The sequence below is a fragment of the Arthrobacter sp. T572 genome (genome assembly GCF_056780115.1).
Genome location: NZ_JBRAZQ010000002.1, coordinates 1,417,194 through 1,438,198, shown reverse-complemented (window position 1 = coordinate 1,438,198; position 21,005 = coordinate 1,417,194). Strand labels below are relative to the sequence as shown.

At 65.9% G+C, this 21,005-nt stretch carries 14 protein-coding genes; 10 read left to right on the top strand and 4 right to left on the bottom strand.

Features of this window, described 5'->3' with window-relative positions:
* Window positions 1-109 precede the first annotated feature (109 nt).
* Genes ACUYMZ_RS07810 through ACUYMZ_RS07800 form a run of 3 tightly spaced genes read left to right on the top strand, consistent with a single transcriptional unit; the run spans window position 110 to window position 5,283 of the window.
* Window positions 110-1,519 carry an MFS transporter gene (locus ACUYMZ_RS07810; RefSeq protein WP_426006633.1) on the top strand — a complete coding sequence of 470 codons (1,410 nt, stop codon included), beginning with the start codon at window positions 110-112 and terminating at the stop codon, window positions 1,517-1,519.
* Window positions 1,520-3,724, top strand: a complete 2,205-nt coding sequence (locus ACUYMZ_RS07805; RefSeq protein ID WP_481602657.1) for a molybdopterin oxidoreductase family protein — start codon at window positions 1,520-1,522, stop codon at window positions 3,722-3,724.
* Window positions 3,721-5,283 carry an FAD-dependent oxidoreductase gene (locus ACUYMZ_RS07800; RefSeq protein ID WP_481602656.1) on the top strand — a complete coding sequence of 521 codons (1,563 nt, stop codon included), beginning with the start codon at window positions 3,721-3,723 and terminating at the stop codon, window positions 5,281-5,283. Before ACUYMZ_RS07805 ends, ACUYMZ_RS07800 begins: the two co-directional genes overlap by 4 nt.
* A 135-nt stretch (window positions 5,284-5,418) precedes the next feature.
* On the opposite strand, the gene ACUYMZ_RS07795 is transcribed toward ACUYMZ_RS07800, so the two are convergent.
* Window positions 5,419-6,822 (bottom strand): NAD(P)H-quinone dehydrogenase, encoded by a 1,404-nt coding sequence (locus ACUYMZ_RS07795; protein ID WP_481602655.1) that lies wholly within the window; start codon window positions 6,820-6,822, stop codon window positions 5,419-5,421.
* A gap of 156 nt (window positions 6,823-6,978) precedes the next feature.
* On the opposite strand from ACUYMZ_RS07795, the gene ACUYMZ_RS07790 reads away from it, so the two are divergent.
* Window positions 6,979-7,779: a purine-nucleoside phosphorylase gene (locus tag ACUYMZ_RS07790; RefSeq protein WP_481602654.1), complete on the top strand. Its 801-nt coding sequence runs from the start codon at window positions 6,979-6,981 to the stop codon at window positions 7,777-7,779.
* Here ACUYMZ_RS07790 and ACUYMZ_RS07785 read toward each other — a convergent pair whose 3' ends face one another.
* The gene (locus ACUYMZ_RS07785; protein ID WP_481602653.1) at window positions 7,780-9,069 is read right to left on the bottom strand and encodes an Ig-like domain-containing protein; all 1,290 of its coding nucleotides are present in this window, start codon (window positions 9,067-9,069) and stop codon (window positions 7,780-7,782) included.
* Window positions 9,066-9,761, bottom strand: a complete 696-nt coding sequence (locus tag ACUYMZ_RS07780; RefSeq protein WP_481602652.1) for a SigE family RNA polymerase sigma factor — start codon at window positions 9,759-9,761, stop codon at window positions 9,066-9,068. The genes ACUYMZ_RS07785 and ACUYMZ_RS07780 overlap by 4 nt, the downstream gene beginning before the upstream one ends.
* A 576-nt stretch (window positions 9,762-10,337) precedes the next feature.
* On the opposite strand from ACUYMZ_RS07780, the gene ACUYMZ_RS07775 reads away from it, so the two are divergent.
* The 3 genes from ACUYMZ_RS07775 to ACUYMZ_RS07765 all read left to right on the top strand — a co-directional run bounded on the left by ACUYMZ_RS07775 (window position 10,338) and on the right by ACUYMZ_RS07765 (window position 15,514).
* Window positions 10,338-11,939: a glycoside hydrolase family 68 protein gene (locus ACUYMZ_RS07775; RefSeq protein ID WP_481602651.1), complete on the top strand. Its 1,602-nt coding sequence runs from the start codon at window positions 10,338-10,340 to the stop codon at window positions 11,937-11,939.
* 83 nt (window positions 11,940-12,022) lie between these two features.
* Window positions 12,023-13,669, top strand: coding sequence for a glycoside hydrolase family 32 protein (locus tag ACUYMZ_RS07770; RefSeq protein WP_481602650.1), 1,647 nt, complete (start codon window positions 12,023-12,025; stop codon window positions 13,667-13,669).
* Between the two features lie 96 nt (window positions 13,670-13,765).
* A complete protein-coding gene (locus tag ACUYMZ_RS07765; RefSeq protein WP_481602649.1) occupies window positions 13,766-15,514 on the top strand; it encodes a phospho-sugar mutase in 1,749 nt (582 codons plus the stop codon).
* On the opposite strand, the gene nirD is transcribed toward ACUYMZ_RS07765, so the two are convergent.
* On the bottom strand, window positions 15,511-15,873 hold the full coding sequence (gene nirD, locus ACUYMZ_RS07760; protein ID WP_426006621.1) for a nitrite reductase small subunit NirD: 363 nt from the start codon (window positions 15,871-15,873) through the stop codon (window positions 15,511-15,513). The two genes, ACUYMZ_RS07765 and nirD, sit on opposite strands and share 4 nt — an antisense overlap.
* Before the next feature lie 281 nt (window positions 15,874-16,154).
* Here nirD and nirB point away from each other — a divergent pair, with 281 nt between their 5' ends.
* Genes nirB through ACUYMZ_RS07745 form a run of 3 tightly spaced genes read left to right on the top strand, consistent with a single transcriptional unit; the run spans window position 16,155 to window position 20,994 of the window.
* A complete protein-coding gene (gene nirB / locus ACUYMZ_RS07755) occupies window positions 16,155-18,782 on the top strand; it encodes a nitrite reductase large subunit NirB (protein ID WP_481602648.1) in 2,628 nt (875 codons plus the stop codon).
* A 9-nt stretch (window positions 18,783-18,791) separates the two neighbouring features.
* Entirely contained in the window at window positions 18,792-19,826 is a 1,035-nt protein-coding gene (gene cobA / locus ACUYMZ_RS07750; RefSeq protein WP_481602647.1) for a uroporphyrinogen-III C-methyltransferase, read from the top strand.
* Between the two features lie 10 nt (window positions 19,827-19,836).
* Complete coding sequence (locus tag ACUYMZ_RS07745) at window positions 19,837-20,994, top strand: uroporphyrinogen-III synthase (protein ID WP_481602646.1); 1,158 nt, start codon at window positions 19,837-19,839, stop codon at window positions 20,992-20,994.
* Window positions 20,995-21,005 lie beyond the last annotated feature (11 nt).

The following is a 21,005-nucleotide window of genomic DNA, read 5'->3' as shown; positions in this document are numbered from 1 at the left end:
GACCCCGCAGATAGGGAAATGTCACAGCACGTTTACAAACCGCGACGGTCCGCGAAATGAGCGCTACCTACCTTGGGATAACACCGTCCCCCATCAAGGAGGCACTCCCGTGACTGTTGACCGCACCGCAGATGCACTGGCCCCCACCCAGTCCACTGCCACCGCTCCCGCCCTTGAACACCGCCCCGGCCGCTGGATCGCCAACTGGGACGCCGAAGACAAAGGGCAGTGGGAAGCCGAAGGCCGGTCCATCGCCAAGCGCAACCTCTACTGGTCGATCTTCGCCGAGTTTCTGGGCTTTGTTGTCTGGCAGCTCTGGTCCATCGTGGTGGTCCAGCTCCCCGCAGCCGGATTCACCTTCGACACCAACCAAATCTTCTGGCTCATCTCCATCCCCAGCCTGGTAGGCGCCACGCTCCGCATTCCCTATACCTTCATGGTCCCCAAGTTTGGCGGCAGGAACTGGACCATCATCTCGGCCCTGCTGTTGCTCATTCCGTCCACAGGCCTTGCGATCTGTGTCTCCAACCCGGACACGCCCTTTGGCGTCATGCTCCTGATGGCAGCGCTGGCGGGCTTCGGCGGCGGCAACTTCGCCAGCTCCATGGCCAACATCACCTTCTTCTACCCCGCCCGCGAAAAGGGCTGGGCACTGGGACTGAACGCCGCGGGCGGAAACCTGGGTGCCGCCGTCGCGCAGCTGGTTGTTCCCATCGCCGTGACGGTACTTGCCGCTGGAACCGTCAACCTGCCCATGGCCGGCCTCATCTGGATTCCCTTGATCCTGATTGCCGCCTTCGGCGCCTGGAAGTACATGAACAACCTCACCAGCGCCAAGGGTGACGTCGCCGGATCCGTTGCTGCCATCAAGGAGCCCCACTTGTGGATCATGGCCTTCCTGTACATCGGCACGTTCGGCTCGTTCATCGGTTTCGCAGGTGTCTTTCCCAAGCTCATCAAGGACTACTTCCCGGAGTTCTCCTCCATCCATGTCGGCGCCGTGGCCCTGTCCCTGGCCTTCCTGGGTCCGTTGGTCGGTTCCCTGGCCCGGCCGTACGGTGGCCGCATGGCTGACCGCATGGGCGGTGCCCGCATGACCATCACGGCGTTCGCCTCGATGGCAGTCATCACGTTGACCATGATCTGGACCCTGCCGTTGAAGAACTTCTGGCTCTTCCTGGGCTTGTTCCTCCTGCTGTTTGTTTCCAGCGGCTTCGGCAACGGTGCAACGTACCGCATGATCCCGGTGATCTTCGCGACGTCCAGCCGCGCTGCCCGCTCCGGTGCGAGCAGTGCAGCCACGGCCCGGCTCGCGGCCTCATCCCTGGGCCTGATCTCCGCCATCGGTGCCTACGGCGGGTTCGTCATCCCGCAGGTGCTCAATGCTTCCAACTCCGCCGCAGGCTCTTACACCCCGGCCTTCTACGGCTTCGTGGCCGCGTACGTCCTGATGCTCATCGTCTGCTGGGCCTGCTACATCCGCCCCGCCCGGAAGCGCAACACGATCGGACACATCTAGATGCCAAACGGCGCCGATACCCACTGCCCTTACTGCGCCCTCCAGTGCGCCATGACGCTGACCCCGGCTGCGGCTTCGGCCCCGGCCGGGGCAGTGCCCGCACGCGCCGGAGAGCCGGACCAGCCCGCCGTTCCCCTTGAGGTTTCCGGGCGCGACTTCCCCACCAACCGTGGCGGGCTGTGCCGCAAAGGCTGGACATCGGCGTCGTTGTTGCGCCACAACGGCCGGGTCACCGAACCGATGTTGAAAGGCTCCGACGGAGTCCACCAGCCGATCTCCTGGGACCAGGCCCTGGCGCTCATCACCGCGGCCGTCAAGGAAACGCAGCAGCAGCACGGGAACGACGCCGTGGGAGTTTTCGGCGGCGGTGGCCTCACCAACGAGAAGGCGTACATGCTGGGCAAGTTCGCCCGGCTGGCCCTGCGCACCTCGCGGATCGACTACAACGGCCGGTTCTGCATGTCCTCGGCAGCCGCAGCAGGCAACAGGGCTTTCGGCGTAGACCGCGGGCTCCCGTTCCCGGTGACCGACCTGGACTCGGCATCCGTGATCCTCATGCTCGGCTCGAACGTCGCCGAAACCATGCCTCCCTTTGTCCAGCACCTCCAGGGCGCCCGCGACCGCGGCGGGTTGATCGTGGTGGACCCCCGCCGCTCGGCTACTGCAGCGTTCACGTCCGACGGCGGCGGCCTCCACTTGCAGCCGACGCCCGGTACCGACCTGGCCCTCCTGCTCGGCATCTCCCATGTGGTGGTGCACGAGGGATTGGTCGATGCGCAGTACGTTGCCCAGCGGACTTCCGGCTACCCGGCGTTGGTGCGAAGCCTCGCAGCTTTCTGGCCCGAGCGCGTCCAGTCGATCACCGGCGTGCCTGCCACCCTCATCCGCGAAACCGCACGCCGCCTTGCCCAAGGCGCCCGTGCCGGGGGTAGCTACATCCTCAGCGGCCGGGGCGTGGAACAGCACGTTGACGGCACGGACACAGCAACCGCCGCCATCAACCTGAGCCTCCTGTTGGGCTTGCCCGGATCCGCGCGCAGCGGCTACGGCACGCTGACCGGGCAGGGCAACGGCCAGGGCGGACGCGAACACGGCCAGAAAGCTGACCAGCTCCCCGGCTACCGCAAGATCACCGACCCGGCCGCGCGCGCCCACGTCGCGAAGGTGTGGGGCATCGACGAATCGCTGATCCCCGGACCGGGACTTCCCGCCGTCGAACTCCTCAAGTCCCTCGGAAAGCCCGACGGCGTCCGGTGCCTTTTCGTGCACGGCGCCAATGTGGTGGTGTCGGCACCGGACACCAACGCCGTCACTGCCGGCCTCCGGGACTTGGACTTCCTGGTGGTGTGCGACTTCTTTCTATCCGAGACGGCCTTGGAAGCGGACCTGGTGCTGCCGGTGACGCAGTGGGCGGAAGAGGAAGGCACCCTGACCAACCTGGAAGGCCGGGTGATCCGGCGTCGTCGGGCCATCACTCCCCCGCCGGGCGTTAGAAGTGAACTGTGGCTCATGGCTCGCCTGGCCGGGCTCCTTGGGGCGCCGTCCACCTTCAGCGAAGATCCCGAGACCGTGTTCGAGGAACTGCGTCAGGCTTCTGCCGGCGGGCTGGCCGACTACTCCGGCATTGATTACGCCATGCTGGACCGCGGCGAAGCTGCTTACTGGCCGTATCCCGTCGGCAGCGGTGGTACCCCCCGGCTGTTCGCCGATGCCTTTGCCCACCCGGACGGGCGCGCCGTGATGGTTCCGGTGAAGCCGTCGAGGCGAGCCGAACGGTCGTTTGCGGACGACTCGTTGGCACTGGCAACCGGCCGCTTGTTGGAGCACTACCAATCCGGAGCCCAGACCCGGCGCGTTGCCGAACTGCTGGCGGCCCAACCCCAGGTCCGGTTGCTGATCCATCCTGCGACGGCTGCTTCGCGCGGGATATCGGAGGGCGATTACGCCACCGTCACCAATGAGCGCGGCGAAGTGCTGTGCCGCGCTGAACTGAGCAACGCCGTCCGGCCCGACACCGTGTTCCTGCCCTTCCACTTCCCCGGCCAGGAGAACGCCAACCGGCTCACCGAGGCCGCAACCGACCCCATCTCCGGCATGCCGGAGTTCAAGACCAGCCGGGTGTGGGTCCGGCGGGCAGCGTCCACCCCGGTCCCCGCCGTCCCTCAGGATGCGGGCCTGTCATTGCACGCCAAGGAGGCTTCATGAGCGAGCGCATTGTTGTTGTCGGATTCGGACCGGTGGCCGCGAGGTTGGTGGAGGAACTGGCTCCTGCCGTCCGCTCAGGCCTTGTGCAACTGCTGGTTGTGGGGCAGGAAACCGAAGCCGCCTACAACCGGGTGATGGTGGCAGAGCTAGGCGTCGGGCGCACTACTGCTGAGGCCCTGGCGATGGCCGACGCCGCTGAGCTGGAAGCTGCGGGAGTGGAGGTCCGGCTGGGAACCAAGGTCCGGAGGATCGACCGTGCCAGGCAGCAGGTAGTGCTCTCCGATGGGACCCGTGAGCACTATGACCGGCTGGTCTTCGCCACGGGCTCCCGACCCGTCATTCCGAACCTCACGGGACTGAACCCGGACCCCTCCGGCCCGGTTCTTCCCGCGGGCGTGATCACGCTCCGGGACCTGCAGGACGCGGCCGTGCTGCGTTCGGCTGTTGCCGGCCGCAAGCGCGTAGTGGTTCTCGGCGGTGGTGTTCTGGGTCTTGAGACCGCGTTGGCTGCCTCCGAGGAAGGCGCCCGGGCAACCGTGGTGCACAACGGGCCCTTCCCCTTGGGCCGCAGCATCGACCGCGGCAGCGGATCGGTCCTGACCAACAGCCTCCGGGCCAGCGGGGTCCGCATGGCCGGCAACGCCCGATCCACGGGGGTGGAAACCTCCGGGCCCGGCGGGTCTTTCTCCGCCTTGCTGCTGGACGACGGCTCGGCGATCGACGGCGACCTGCTGGTCTTGTCCTGCGGCGTGCGCCCACGGATTGAGTTGGCCGAAGGGTGCGGGCTGCCCGTTGGCACGGGAATCCTTGTGGACCACCACCTCCGCACCCACCACGAGCCTCACATGTTCGCCATCGGCGATTGCGCGGAGGTGCGGTGCGCCGATGCTTCATGCGTTGAATGCCGGACAGCCAGCGGTCCGTCCGGACTGGTGGGACCGGGATGGCGCCAGGCCGAGTGGCTGGCCGAATACCTGACGGTCCTGGCCCGCGAGGGACAGGAAACCGCGGATTCGGTGGCGGGCCTGGCTGCCGAGAAACCCGGCGTGATCGTCCTGAAAGCCCGCGGAATCAACCTCGCCCTGGCCGGCGACAACCAGGCCGACCCGTGGGATGAAGAACTCCTGGAAGCCGGAGCCGCAGCAGGCCGACCCCGCCGGCAGGTGTCCCAGTGGGCCGACCCCGAGCACGGACGCTACGTCAAGATGACCACGCGGGGCGGGGTGCTGGAAGGGCTGGTCGCCGTCGGTATGCCCAGGACCGCTGCTGAGCTGGTTGTCCTGTTTGAACGGTCCTCCGAGCTTCCTGCAGACCGCTCCCTGCTACTGCGCCTCGACGGGCCGGACCAACTGGACGGGAGCGCCGAGAGCAACGACCCCCAACGCACGGTATGCCGGTGTGCAGGTGTCAGCGCGGCCGCCATCGGGGAATCCGTGGCGGACGGCTGCTCAACTGTGGCCGGGGTTTCCAAGGCCACCCGCGCGGGGACGGGGTGCGGCGGGTGTCACGAGGACATCAAGGGCCTCATCGAGAAGCACTTCCAGGCTGCGGCTGCCTGAACTCCCCCGCCCCTTGGCGCCCAGTTCGCTGGAAAGCTGCGGGAGCGCCGGAAGTTTCCGGGCACTCCGGCTGGTTTCCGGCGAACTCGTGGCCTGCGCGCCGACCCCAGACCAGCCAAGCGCCCTCAGCAAGAACTACATGTGCACGTGCAAACGGCGCGCTGCCTCGGAGATGGAGCCGGTCAGCGAGGGGTAGACCGTGAAGGCACTCGCGACGTCGTCCACGTGCAGCTTCTGCGTCACGGCGACGGAGATCGGGAAGATCAATTCCGAAGCGTTCGGCCCAACCACCACGCCACCGATCACAGTGCCTGAACCCTTGCGGGCGATGATCTTGACGAAGCCGTCCTTGGTGTTGCGCATCTTGGCACGGGCATTGCTCAACAGGGACAGCATCACCACGTCGCCCTGGTACTTGCCGGAAGCCAGGTCGGCCTCGGAAACGCCCACGGAAGCGATCTCCGGCGAGGTGAAGATGTTGGAGGCCACCTGGTTGAGCTTGAGCGGCTTCACTCCGTCGCCCATGAAGTGGGCAATGGCGATGCGCCCCTGCATAGCCGCAACGGAGGCCAGGGCAAAGACACCCGTGCAGTCACCGGCGGCGTAGATGTTCGGAGCCGTAGTGCGGGAAACACCGTCCACCTTGATGTGGCCCGACTCGGTGAGCGCAACTCCGGCTTCCTCAAGGCCCAACCCCGCCGTGTTGGGAATCGAGCCGACACACACCAGGCAGTGGGAGCCCGTGACGACCGAGCCGTCACCCAAGGTGACCTTGACGCCGTCGTCCGTCCGTTCAACCGCATTGGCACGGGAGCGGGACAGGACCCGCACGCCTCGACGCTCGAAAACGCCCTCCAGGAGCTTGGCGGCATCCGTGTCCTCGCCGGGGAGGACCTGGTCGCGGCTGGAAATCAGCGTGACCTTGGAACCCAGGCCGTTGTAGGCGGAGGCGAACTCGGCGCCGGTCACACCGGAACCCACCACGATCAGTTCCTCGGGAAGCTCGTCCAGGTTATAGATCTGCGCCCAGTTGAGAATACGTTCCCCGTCCGGCTTGGCTGTGGGCAGTTCGCGCGGGTGGGCGCCGACTGCCAGCAGGATGGCGTCGGCGTCGATGGTGCGGGTGCCCTCGAGGGTGAGGACCTCGATCGTGTTGTTGTCCAGGAGCTTGCCGGAGCCGATGACGATGTCAACGCCCAGGCGTTCGAGGCCGGCACGGATGTCGTTGGACTGGCCGCGGGCAAGATTGAGCACGCGGTCGTTGATGTGTTTGAGGTCGGCGTGCGGCTTGGATGCGGAGTCGTCGAACTTGACGCCCAGCTCATCCGCCTCGGCGACGCGGGTCATGAGGTCCGCCGTGGCGATGAGGGTCTTGGACGGGACGACGTCGGTCAGGACGGCCGATCCGCCCAGGCCCGCCCGTTCGATGATGGTGACTTTGGCGCCGAGCGAGGCGGCCACCATGGCGGCTTCGTACCCGCCGGGACCACCTCCCAGGATCGCGATTCGTGGGGAACTGAAGTCAACTTGGGTGGTCACAATTCTCAATTCTTCCGCATACACGCTTCGGCTGCCAGTCAGCCAAGCCTCACCCGCGTCAGGCCTCCAACGCAAGGTCCGCGCCGCCGTCGGACGCGTCCCTACCGGAACCCGGCAGCCGCACGGTAGCTTGTACCAGTGAGTAACACTGAGCTGATGAACACAGACCCCTTTGAAGCCGCCAAGGATGCCGCGGACTACATCGCCACGGAAACCGGCGTGGAGTCACATGATGTGGCCCTGGTCCTCGGATCCGGTTGGGCCGAGGCTGCGGACCTGATCGGCGAAACCACCGCGACACTCAGCGCCTCGGAGGTTCCCGGCTTCCACAAGCCCGCCGTGGTGGGGCACGTGGGCACCATTCGCTCCGTACTGACCAGGGAAGGCAAGCGCGCACTGGTCCTGGGTGCCAGGACCCACTACTACGAGGGCCGCGGCGTCCGCTCCGTGGTCCACGGCGTCCGGACGGCGGCCGCGGCCGGGTGCAGGACGCTGGTGCTCACCAACGGTTGCGGCGGCCTCAATGAGGCCTGGAACCCCGGCACCCCGGTCCTCATCAGCGACCACATCAACCTCACTGCGACGTCACCGCTGGAGGGAGCCACGTTCGTCGATCTCACCGACCTCTACTCGTCGCGGATCCGCCAGCTGGCCCGGGAAGTCGACCCATCCCTCCAGGAGGGTGTCTACGCCCAGTTCACGGGACCGCATTACGAAACGCCGGCCGAAGTGCAGTACGCCAAACGGATCGGTGCGGACCTGGTGGGTATGTCCACAGCGCTTGAAGCCATCGCGGGCCGCCACGCCGGCATGGAGGTATTCGGAATCTCGCTGGTCACCAACCTGGCAGCCGGGATCAGTCCGGTTCCGCTGAGCCACGCCGAGGTCCTGGAAGCAGGGGAGGCCGCCGGGCCGCGGATTTCCACATTGCTCGCGGAGATCATCGCCAAGCTCTAGCTATTCGGCAGGACCCGGATCAGGCGCAGGGATACCCACCCGGATAAACACCGGCCCACTGGAAACCCCGTCCACCGTGGCCGTGATACTGGCCTCGCCTTGCCCACCGGCCCGGACCAGCCCGGAAGAACTGACCGATACGAAGACCGGTCGGCTGGATGCCCAGGAAATGACGGGTTTGCCGGGCTTGCCGTCGCTGTACCGCACTGCCGCGGTCAGTTGGAGGCTGACTCCCGGTTGGAGCGCGTGCGGCCCTGCGGGACTCACGACGACGGCCACCGCCACGTGCTCGACCGTCACCTTGGACTGGGCCCGCCATTCACGGCCCTCCTGGTCCACATGGACGGCTTCCACCAAGGTTTGTCCGACGCTCCGGCCAGCCAGGAGTCCGGTGGCACTGACGGTAGCGACCTGCGGGTTGCTGCTGGACCAGGCCACGTCGGTTGCGGGCGCCGAGGTGCCGTCAGAGGATGCGGCGATGGCTGTCAGTTGGACACTCTGCCCTTGTTTGACGGTGACCTCGGCCGGGTCCACGGAGAGGCCGGTCACCGCAACCGGTGGCGGGGTGGTCACGGTGATGCGCGCCGTGGCCTCAAAACCGTCGTGGGCGGCGATGATGTCCGTGGCCCCGGGCCGTCCACCGGTCACCAGCCCGTTCCCGTCCACGCTGGCTGTTCCCGGGTCCGCCGACGACCAGAAGGCTTCAGCGTTGAGTTTCCCCAAGGCCCCGTTGCTGTAGTTTCCCTCGGCCGTCAGCTGCACCTTGCCTCCCACGTCCACGGACGCTTCCCCGGGACGGATGGCCAAACCGGTCAGCGCAGCACCATCGGGCGTGGTGACAGTGAGCTCGAAACGTCCGGAGACGCCGTCGAACGTTGCCGTTACGGCAGCCGAGCCGGGCGCAACCGCCGTGACCTCCCCTGTAGCTGCCACTGCCGCTACGGCCGGATTCTCCGAGGCCCAGGCGAGCCCCTCCGTTATTGACCTGCGGGTGCCGTCGCTGTAAGCCGCCTCCGCCTCAAGTTGTGCGGATGCTCCCGGGAGCAGGGTGTTGGATGGACCGGTCACGGTCAACGACTCTGCGGCGGCAGCACCCGAAACCAGGATGCGGGCCGTCACCAGGCCGGCAGCCAGCACCAGCGCCGACACGATGACCACCACCCAAGTCCGTATCAGCCTGCGGCGGACCCGCGCCATGCCTTCGGACAGGGCGCCGTCCATGTCTGCGGGGTAGGTGCGGACATGGCTTGCAGCCTCGGCCAGCAGAAGTTCCCTAAGCTCGCCTCTCATGGCGTGCCGGTCTCCAGCGCCAGGTGCCTGGTCCGGGCACCGGCTTCGGCCAGTTCCTTGCCAACCTCTGCCGGTTTCCGTCCGGTGATGCCTGCGATTTCGGTAACGGTCAGTTTGGCGAATTCGTGAAGGACGACGGCGACCCGCTGGTCGTGCGTCAGGCCCGCCAGCAGGCTACGGTCCCGTTTGGGGTGTTTCGTCCTGCCCTCCGCCGTGAGCAGCCACTTGCGGTAGTTCCCCAGGATTTCCACGTACAGGCACAGGGTATAGACGCGCAGCTGCGGGGTGACCGGACCCTTCCACGCACCCGAAGCCTGGGACCAGGCCGCTTCCAGCATCCGGCGTGCGTGCTCCGGGTCGCCGCACAGCAGATGTGCACAGTATTCAAGGTCGCCTTTTTGTTGCTCGAAGACGCTGCGGAACTCGGCGTGCCTGTCCTTCAACGCCGGACCCAGTTTCACGGTGGGCGTCAGCCCGAGCTCCACCTCACGGATGACGGGCATGAAGACGGCGACGGCAAGGGCAAGGAACCCGGCCCCGATGAGGACGCCTGCCTGGATGCCCACCGGAAAGCCCCAGGGAAAGACGGGTGCCAGCCAGCCGAAGGCTATGACGCCAAGGGCAAGTACTCCGATCACCAGCCGCAAGGGAGTGATCGAGGAGCGCCATCTCCGCTTGGGAACTTCACACATGGGCACCAGCCATCCGGAAGTACCGGGCCTGCCATAGCACCGGGACTGCTACTAAATTGTACGTCCATCGATTGGAGTTGAGCACCCAACCAGGTCGCATTAGTGCGCGTTTTGAGCCTCCAAAACGCGCACTAATGCGACCTAGTTGGGATGGCCGATACGGGAAGGACCACCGCGCCGTCAAGTCACATGGGCACGAAGTAAACGGACTGTAAATTCCGGGAATCCCAAGGCACTTCGAAGAAATATTTGACCGGCCATTGCCGGTTCTGGCACGCGCGCGTGTTGGCAGTGTAAGCGCTTGCATATAGATGTCAGACAACCTCGGAAAGCTGCCGAAACACGCTTTGAGTTTGAACCTCACACGTGTTTAGCGTGGAGTGCCTCCGGTAAGTCGACGTGCCGGAGCACCGGCTGCGGGCATCCATCGGATCCCGCAGCACCCTCGAAACGATGGCGTCCCTCGAAGACGCCACCAGCGGCTCGGGCGGACACCTGACTGGAGAGCCCCTTCACGGGGAAACCAGGGCATGCGCCCCACTCCACGAAGTCCAACACTCCGCGAGAAGAGCAAGCATGAACACGCACTCAACCCCTCAACGGCCACGCCGCCCGCTGCGCAAGGCGACCGCCTTGGCAGCGGCCGCAGGCGTAGCCGGCAGCATCCTGCTGGTGACACCTGCTGCGCAGGCCAACCTGCCGGCCGACCCGCCGTCGAACACCATGCCGGCACCCACGCCCGGCTTCCCGCTGCCGACCAAGCACACGCAACAGGCCTACGATCCGGCAGCAAGCTTCACCTCCAAGTGGACCCGCGCCGACGCCAAGCAGATCATGGCGCAAAGCGACTCCACCGTGGCTCCCGGTGAGAACTCCATGAGCCCCAACGTCACCATGCCGGAGATCCCCAAGGACTTCCCGGCCATGAACGACGACGTGTGGGTCTGGGACACCTGGTCCCTGACCGACGAGCACGCCAACCAGATCAGCTACAAGGGCTGGGATGTCATCTTCGCCCTGGTCGCCGACCGCCACGCAGGCTATGGCTTCGACCAGCGGCACTGGAACGCCCGGATCGGCTACTTCTTCCGCAAGACCAACGCCGACCCCAACAAAGACAAGTGGAACTACGGCGGGCACCTGTTCCTGCCCAACTCCTCGATCGGCAACACCGAATGGTCGGGCTCCACGCGCCTCATGCAGGGCAACAAGATCAACGTCTTCTACACCGCCACCACCTTCTACGACGTGGCCGAGCGGAATGCCGGCGGCGGCGGTATTGCCCCGGACGCGGTGATCGCCAAGGCGCTGGGCAACATCCACGCCACCAAGGACGGCGTGACGTTCGACGGCTTCCAGCACACCAAGCTCCTGGAGCCGGACGGCAAGTGGTACCAGACCAAGGCCCAGAACCCGGGCTTCGCCTTCCGCGACCCGTACACGTTCGAGGACCCGGCCCACCCCGGCAAGACCTTCATGGTCTTCGAGGGCAACACCGGCGGAACCCGCGGCCAGTACAAGTGCAAGCAGGAAGACCTGGGCTACCGCCCCGGCGACCCCAACGCTGAGACCCTGGACCAGGTGAACAACACCACCGGAGCCTGGTACCAGACCGCCAACGTCGGTCTCGCTGTGGCAGACAACAAGGATCTGACCAAGTGGAGCTTCCTGCCCCCGATCCTGTCCGCCAACTGCGTCAACGACCAGACTGAGCGTCCGCAGATCTACATCCAGAACGAGGACGGCAAGAACAAGTACTACCTGTTCACCATCAGCCACCAGTTCACCTACGCAGACGGCATGCGCGGCCCGGACGGCGTTTATGGCTTTGTGGGCAACGGCATCCGTTCCGACTACCAGCCCGTGAACAACAGCGGACTGGCCCTCGGTTCGCCGACGGACCTGAACATGCCCGCCAACGCCCCGGAAGGTCCGGACCCGCGCCAGAACGGCCGCCAGTTCCAGGCCTACTCGCACTACGTGCAGCCCGGCGGCCTGGTCCAGTCGTTCATCGACAACGTGGACGGCGTCCGCGGCGGCTCCCTCTCCCCCACCGTGAAGATGAACTTCAAGGCCGGCGTGACCCAGGTTGACCGCAGCTTCGGCAAGAACGGCCTTGGTCCGTTCGGCTACCTCCCCACCAACGTGCGAGTCGGCGGCGAGGGTCTCTACAAGTAATACCCGGCCCACAAGGCCCGGCGGGGGTTCGCCGGTCACCAGCCGGCGCACCCCCGCCATCCCCCCAACCCCAGGATTTACCCATGACTTTCCCCAGCCACCGCCTGTCCCGCCGCCAACTGCTCGCAGCAAGTGCCGCCGTCGTGGTTTCCTTCACGGCCGCCTCCTGCACCGCGCCACGCACCAGCGAAAGCACGACGCCGGTACCCGCCTTGGGCGGGCCGCAGCCTTCCGCGTCGGATCCCTGGCGCCCTGCCGTCCACCTGACGGCCTCAAAGAACTGGCTCAACGACCCCAACGGCCTCGTGTTCCACGACGGTACATACCACGCGTTCTACCAGTACAACCCGCGCGGAAACTCGTGGGGCAACATGTCCTGGGGGCACTCCATCAGCAAGGACCTGGTGCACTGGGAGGAACGTCCCGTGGCCATGGAAGCGGGACCGGAAGAAGAAATCTTCTCCGGCTGCATCGTGGTGGACAAAGACAACGCCTCGGGCCTGGGATCCGCGGAAAATCCGCCCATGGTGGCCCTGTATACGAGCGCCTACGGCAGGAACGGCAGGCTTCCCCAGGGTGCGCAGGCGCAATCGGTGGCGTTCAGCCTGGACAACGGGACCACGTGGGAGAAGTACCACGGCAACCCGGTCCTGAACCTCCAGCCCACCAACAACAACTTCCGCGATCCCAAGATCACCTGGTATGAACCGGGCCGCTACTGGGTCATGACCACGGTGGTGGCCGACGCCCAGGTGGTGAAGATGTTCAAGTCCACGGATCTGCTGCAGTGGGACTTCCTCAGCGACTTCTCCGGCGTCGGCGCCCAGGGCGGACTGTGGGAAGTACCTGAACTGCTCCAGATGCGGGTCGAAGGCTCCACGGCCAGGAAGTGGGTGATGCTGCTCAGCATCAATCCCGGTGGCATCGCGGGAGGGTCGGGGATGCAGTACTTCGTGGGTGAGTTCGACGGCACCACGTTCACCGCGGAAAATGCCGCCGCGCCCGGTGCACCCCTGACCGAATCCCAATGGCTGGACCATGGTGCCGACTACTACGCCGCCAACTCGATCACCGGCGCTCCCGGCGGCAAGCCCATACTGCTGGGCTGGATGGGCAACTGGGACTATGCCCAGCACGTCCCCACCACGCCCTGGCGCGGATCCATGGCGATTCCACGTGAGCTCACCCTGGTCCGGGGGGAGCAAAGGCTTGAACTTCGCTCGGCGATTGCCGCGGCAGCCGTCAGTGCGCTGGAAGCCAAGGGCGGGGCCGAGGTCAAGGACCTCACCGTCGATTCCGAGGTGCAGGAGCTGCCGTTTACGGCACGGAGCCAACTCCTGGATGTGGAACTTGACCTGGATACGGCCACCGAAGCCGGGATACTCCTCCGGCGTGCATCCCAGGATGGCCCAGGGGAAGGCGCAGATGGAGGGCTGAGGATTTCCTGGAATGCCGGATCCCGCACGTTGAAGGTGGACCGCTCACAAGCCGGCACCACCAATTTTTCGGAGAAATTCAGTCCCTGGCACGAGGTCCGCCTTCCAGGCCCGGAGCGTACAGTCCGCCTCCGGATCCTGCTGGATTCTTCGTCCGTTGAGGTCTTCGCGGAGGATGGCCAGGCCGTGGTTTCGGACACCTTCTTCCCAGGCTGGGACAACCTGGGCACGGCCGTCTTCAGCATGGACGGCGCCGCCTCCTTCAGCGTCAGGTCGCGGACACTCCAGCCCTGACGTGGGACGGCACCGTGCCCGCGGGCAACCCGACTTCCCCCTTTTGCGACCGGAGGGGGAGGCAGGACCCCCATGCGTCGTTGTAGTTTGGTGCTTATGACATCGAGCGATGCCACCCTTGACCAGCTGATCGACCAGGCCCGTGAGTGGGCCGCACAGGACCCGGACCCCGTCACCGCCGCGGCCCTCCGCGATCTGGCCCACGCCGCCGGAGCCGGTGACGCCGGTGCCGCCCAGGAACTGGGTGACAGCTTCAGCGGCACCCTGCAGTTCGGCACGGCCGGGCTCCGTGCAGCCCTCGGCCCCGGCCCCAACCGGATGAACCGCGTGGTAGTGCGCCGGGCAGCGGCGGGTCTGGCGGCTTTCCTGGCTGAAACGGTCGGAGCGGCTTCACCCGGAACCCGGCCGCGCGCCGTCGTGGGCTTTGATGCACGCTACAACTCCGATGTCTTTGCCCGCGAGACGGCGGCAATTTTCACGGCCGCCGGGATCGAGGTGTTCCTCATGCCGGACGCCCTGCCGACGCCGGTACTCGCCTATGCGGTCCGTGCACTGGACTGCGACGGCGGCGTGATGGTGACCGCCAGCCACAACCCACCGCAGGACAACGGATACAAGGTGTACCTCGGCCGGCACGCCGTGAGCGAGAGTGGCCGCGGGGCCCAGATCGTGGCTCCGTACGACTCCGGGATCGCGGCAAAGATCGATGCCGTAGGAACACTGGATTCCATCGCGCTGGCAGATGAAGCCTGGACCGTGCTGCCGGATTCGATCGTCAGTGACTACCGGTCAGCCATGGCGGACCTGGTGGACAGGGAGCACTTCCCCGCCCGCGACCTGAAGATTGTGCTGACTCCCATGCACGGCGTAGGCGGTGACACTGCTGTGTCTGTCCTGCGCGCTGCGGGCTTCACCGATGTGACCCTGGTGGCAGAGCAAGCCCAACCGGATCCGGACTTCCCCACCGTCGCGTTCCCCAATCCCGAAGAGCCAGGCGCGCTGGACCTGGCGTTGGCCACGGCGGCGGACCTTGGCGCGGATATCGTCCTGGCCAATGATCCCGACGCCGACCGGGCGGCCGTTGCTGCGCTGGACCCGGCGACAGGTGCGTGGCGGATGTTGCGCGGTGATGAGGCAGGTGCCCTTCTGGGCGCCCACATCGCGGCACGGCTGGCTGCGAACGCCACGGGTGACGAAGCCCCCGAAGGTGTCTTCGCGAACTCCATTGTGTCCTCACGGCTGCTGTCCCGGATCGCCGCTACCGCAGGCTACGCCCATGTGGAAACCCTGACGGGCTTCAAGTGGATCTCCCGCGTTCCCGGACTGATTTACGGCTATGAAGAAGCCTTGGGCTATTGCGTGGCACCGGACCTGGTGCGCGACAAGGACGGCATCTCCGCGGCCGTGCTGATCGCTGAACTGGCTGCCGCTGCCAAGGCCGGGGGCAGGACGATCTTCGACACCCTTGACGAGCTGTATTTGGTCCACGGGCTCCACGCCAGCGACCAACTGAGCATCCGGGTGGCAGACCTTGGGTTGCTGGATGCCATGATGAACCGCCTGCGGGTCACCCCTCCCGAAGCGTTCGGAGGGTCCGCCGTCGAGGTATTCACGGACCTCGCCGAAGGCAGTGCGGACCTGCCGCCCACCGACGGTTTGCTGTACCTGACCCGTGACCAGAGCCGCGTGATCATCCGGCCCAGCGGCACCGAGCCCAAGCTGAAGTGCTACCTGGAAGTCATCCAGCCCGTAGAATCCGCCGCTGAACTTCCGGCGGCACGCCAAGCAGCGCGGACATCCCTGGACGATGTCCTCCGGGATGTCCGCGAAGCGCTGGGGCTCTAGAGCCCGATCTCGATGAAGCCGTCCACCAGGCGCGTGGCATAGGTCGCGAGCTTGAGCTCCGGGTTGGTGAAGCACTCGCCCGTTTCGAGGTCGTAGACCTCCTTGTGCAGCGGCGAGGCGATGGTCGGGCGGCTGCCGCGCGATCCGATGATGCCCCGCGCCATGACGTTGGCCAAGGTTGCAGGGTCCTGCTGGGCGACGGCGAAGACCTCACCCGGGGCGGTCAGGAACAGGGCCACTTGCGTGCCCTGGATCAGTGCCGCCTCGCCCCAGGCCGGTTCGAGCTCGTCCACCGGGCACACGCGGTGCCAGGTTGCTGTGGCGGACAGGTTCTCTGCGCGGTCAAGAATTACGGTCATTTCAGCCCCTCTCGCTGTGTCCGGACGCCGGCATCTTCCACCTGCACTCCCCCGGACGGGCCACGTTCGCGGCCACTCCTTCACGCTAGGACGCGGGTGTTTCATCAGGTGTCCGCGTATGTGTCCAGCGCGTAAAAGAGACCTCACGCGGCCGGAAACGCGTTCGTGATGCAGAAGTTAAGATCACGAAACAAACGGGAAACTGAAGCGAAACTGCCCCTCCCTAGGCTGGTTCCACAAGTTGCGGAGATCCGTCTGCGACCTTTGCGAAAGGCCCACCAGTGACCGGACACACTTCAAGTACAGAAAACCTGCGCCGCATCGTGGTTGTCGGAGGCGGCCCTGCAGCCCACCGTTTCACCGATGCCATGGTCAACCGTGGGCTTGAAGGTTGGCAGGTAACAGTGCTCACGGAGGAAGCCCACCTTCCCTACGACCGTGTGGCCTTGAGCAAGGCCCTCACCGAGACCGGCGTGGACCTCACCCTGGGTGCGGCGTCCATGTGGGACCACGAGGCAGTGACGCTCAAGACCGGCGAGCGCGCCGTCAAGATCGACACCGTAGCCAAGAGTGTCCTCACCGCTTCCGGCAACAAGTATGTGTACGACCAACTGGTGGTCGCTTCCGGCTCGGACGCAGCCCGGCTCCCCATTCCCGGTGCGGAGCACACGCATGTTTACCGCACGCTTGAAGACGTGTGGGCCATTAACAAGGCCATTGCGGAACTCGGTGCAAAGCTCGGCCGCAAGGTCAACGCCGTCACCATCGGCGGCGGCCTGCTGGGCCTGGAGTCCGCCGCCGGAACCGAACAGCTCGGCGCCAACCCTGTGGTGATCAACGGCTCACCGTGGCTCATGAACACCCAGCTGGACGAGGGCGCAGGCCAGGCGCTGGGGCGCCTGATCGAGGCAAAGGGCTTCGAGGTCCACGGCGGCGTCTTCCCTTCCGAAGTCGTAACGGACGACGACGGCCAGGTCACCGGCGTGCTGATGGCAGATGGCCGCACCATCCCCGCTGACCTGGTGATCGTGGCCATCGGTGTGAAGCCGCGCGACGAGCTTTTCCGTGCCGCCGAAGGCGAAGAGCAGCTCTTCAGCCTCGGCCAGCGCGGCGGTGTAGTCATCAATGACTTCTGCGCCACCGAAGTGGAGAGCATCTGGGCGATCGGCGAGGTAGCGAACTTCGGGGGCATGTGCCTGGGCCTCGTGGCCCCGGCCAACACGATGGCAGAGATCGTGGCTGACCGGCTGCACGGCGGCCAGGCAACGTTCCCTGGTTTCGATACCGCCACCAAACTGAAGCTCTCGGGTGTGGACGTTGCCAGCTTCGGCGACGCTTTCGCCCGCACGGAACATTCCCTGGAAATCGTCTACGCCGACCCTGCCCGCGGTGTCTACCAGAAGATTGTCACCACCGATGATGCCAAGACGCTTCTGGGTGGCATCTTCGTGGGCGACGCTTCCCCTTACATGAGCCTCCGCCCGTTGCTGGGCCGTGAACTTCCGGCTGAACCGGGTGCCTTCCTGAGCGCTGCCGGTGGTGGCGAGGCTCCGGAAACCGAACTTCCGGACGACGCGATCCTCTGCTCGTGCAACAACGTGGCGGCCGGTTCGATCCGCGACGCCATCAACGGCTGCGGCACCTGCGAAGGAAACGCTCCGGTGCAGGAACTCGGTGGCCTCAAGGGCTGCACCCGGGCCGGCACCCAGTGTGGATCGTGTGTTCCCATGCTCAAGAAGCTCCTTGAAGGCGAACTCAAGAAGTCCGGGATCGAGGTTTCCAAGGCTCTCTGTGAGCACATCAGCCTCTCCCGCCAGGAACTCTTCGACGCCATCCGGGTCCTGGAGCTCACGTCCTTCGAAGACATCATGGCCAAGTACGGTACCGGCGCCGGCTGCGACATCTGCAAGCCGACCATCGCCTCCATCCTCGCCAGCCAGCACTCCGCCTACGTCCTTGATGCCGGCCGTGGCACCCTGCAGGACACCAACGACCGGGCTTTGGCGAACATGCAGAAGGACGGCACCTACTCGGTTGTCCCCCGGATTGCCGGCGGTGAGATCACGCCCAAGGGCCTCGGTGTCATTGCCGCCGTGGCCGAAAAGTACGGCCTCTACACAAAGATCACAGGTGGGCAGCGCATTGACATGTTCGGGGCACGCCTTGAGCAATTGCCCGAGATCTGGAAGGAACTGGTGGACGCGGGCTTCGAGTCGGGCCAGGCCTACGGCAAGAGCCTGCGCACCGTGAAGTCCTGTGTCGGTTCCACCTGGTGCCGCTTCGGTGTCCAGGATTCCGTACAGATGGCCATCGCCCTCGAACTGCGCTACCGCGGCCTGCGCAGCCCGCACAAGCTGAAGATGGGTGTTTCCGGTTGCGCCCGGGAATGCGCAGAGGCCCGCGGCAAGGACGTGGGAGTCATCGCCACGGCCGACGGCTGGAACCTCTATGTGGGTGGTAATGGCGGCGCCACTCCGGCCCACGCCCAGTTGCTTGCCAAGGACCTGGATGACGAAACCCTCATCAAGTACATCGACCGTTACCTCATGTACTACATCCGCACGGCAGACCGCCTGCAGCGCACCGCCCGGTGGCAGGAAGAACTCGACGGCGGGCTGAAGCACGTTGAGGACGTGGTGGTGAACGACTCCCTGGGTATTGCCGAGGAACTGGAAACCGCCATGGCCAAGCACATCGACACCTACGAGGACGAGTGGGCCGAGACCCTGAAGGACCCGGAACGCCTCCGCCGTTTCCGTTCGTTCGTCAACGCTCCCAACCAGAAGGACGACTCCATCGCGTTCGTTCCCGAGCGTGGCCAGATCCGACCCGCCACCAACGAGGAAAAGGGCAGCGTGCTCATCGCTTCCAGCATCCCCGTCCGCAGCACCGCCGGCGCAGAAAATTAGGGGTAACCAATGCAGCTCACCATCGACCTGACCGACCGGGACGTCCTTGTTGCCGGTTCCGACACCATGGCCCGCCAGGCCGTCCGCCGCTACCGGAACGCCGGCGCCGTGGTGCACAGGATCAGTGTCCCCTCCGCCGCCGCCTGTGACGGTCTGCTCGCCCGCCGTCCGTTCCTGGTTGCCGTGGTGGACGACGGCGATGCCGGCTGGCTGCCGCTGGTGGAAGGCTGCAAGGAAGCCGGCATTCCCGTGGCCTTTGAACCGGCAGCCGGCGAAGAAGGGCACGTGACCCTGGTGGGCGGAGGCCCCGGCGCACTGGACCTCCTGACGGTGGGGGCGCTGGATGCCCTGCGGGATGCCGACGTGGTGTTCTATGACCGGCTGGCGCCCTATCAGGAACTGGCCGGCCTCACCTCCGCAGATCTGGTAGACGTCGGCAAGCAGCCAGGCCACCACAAGGTGACTCAGCGTGACATCGAAAAGCTGATGGTCGAGGCCGCGCTTCTGGGCAAGAACGTGGTGCGACTCAAGGGCGGCGATCCCTACGTCTTCGGGCGCGGCGGCGAGGAAGTGGCAGCCTGCGTTGCCGCCGGCGTCCCCGTGCGGGTGGTCTCCGGCGTTACCAGTGCGATCTCCGTTCCGGCGGCGGCCGGGATCCCCGTGACGCACCGCGAGGTCAGCCACATGTTCACCGTGGTCTCCGGCCACGCACCACTCACTGACAAGGAGCACCTCCACTTGGCAGGCCTTGGCGGGACCATCGTGGTCCTGATGGGCATCGGAACCCTCCCCCAACTGGCCGCCGGGCTCCGCCGGGCCGGTATGAATGCCGATATGCCCATGGCTGTGGTGGAGCGCGGATACCGCCCCGGCCAGCGCACCACAATCGCGGACCTGGGTACCATCGAGACGGCTGCAACCGGCTGCAGCAACCCGGCCGTGCTGGTTATTGGCGAGGTGGTCAGGGTGGCTGAAGCCAACCGCAATCATGCCCAAGCCTCTGCCGAACTGAGCCGACTCGCCGCTTCCCTCCTTGAAGCCTGAAGGTAAACCCATGACTGTTACCCGTGCCCCTGAAGCCCAGGATGCCGTAGCTTCACCTGATGCTGCCGAATCAGCCGAAGCTCCCTTGGACGGTTTCCGCATCGGCGTCACCTCGCACCGCCGTTCCCGGGACCTTATCGAGGCCCTCGAACGCCGCGGTGCGAGCGTGCTGCATGCCCCGGCCCTGAAGATCGCTCCAGTCCAGGAGGACCTGGTGTTGATCGAGGACACCCGGACCATCATTGAGGCCAGACCGGACATCTGCATCGCCACCACCGCCTACGGCATGCGCCGCTGGTGTGAAGCCGCCGACTCGTTCGGCATCGGCGAACAACTGCTGGAGGCACTTTCCGCCTGCCGCATGTTTGTCCGGGGACCCAAAGCCCGCGGTGCCGTGCGCGCGGCCGGGCTTGCCGACGTCGGAATCAGCAGCGACGAAACCACGGCTACCCTGGTGGATATGCTGCTTGCTGAAGGCGTCCGCGGCAAGACTGTTGCGGTGCAGCTGCACGGCTACACCGACGTCCGGCAGCTGGAACGACTGCGCATGTCCGGAGCCAACGTCCTGACCGTGACGCCGTACCGCTGGGTCAAACCGGACGGGGAAGACAAACTCCCGCGCTTGATCGAGGCCGTGGTCAGCGGAAACCTGGATGTGCTGACCTTCACCAGCGCACCGGCTGTGGATGCCCTGTGGAGCACCGCCCATGAGATGGGCCTGTACAGGCAGGTCATCGAGGCCCTGAAAGGACCGGTGACCGTAGCCGCCGTCGGGCCTGTGACCGCGCAGCCGCTGGTCGATGCGGGCCTGACGCCCCTGATCCCGGACCGGTTCCGCATGGGAGCCTTGATCCGGCTGGTCACCGAGCACTTGTCCCTGAACCATGTGCGCCGCGTGGAAACGCCCTCGGCCACCATCGAGCTGCGCGGACGGTGCCTGCGGATCAACGGCGATGTGGTGGACCTGGCTCCTGCTCCCCTGCTTCTCCTGCGGGCTTTGCTGGGGGCCGGCGGCGCTGTGCTCTCCCGTGAGGCGTTGTCCGACCTTCTTGATCTTCGCGGTTCCGTCCACGCTTTGGACATGACGGTCAGCCGGCTGCGGTCCTCGCTGCCGGACGGGAAGCTGGTGGAAACCGTGGTGAAGCGCGGGTACCGGCTCCGCATCTAACTGGTGGTGCA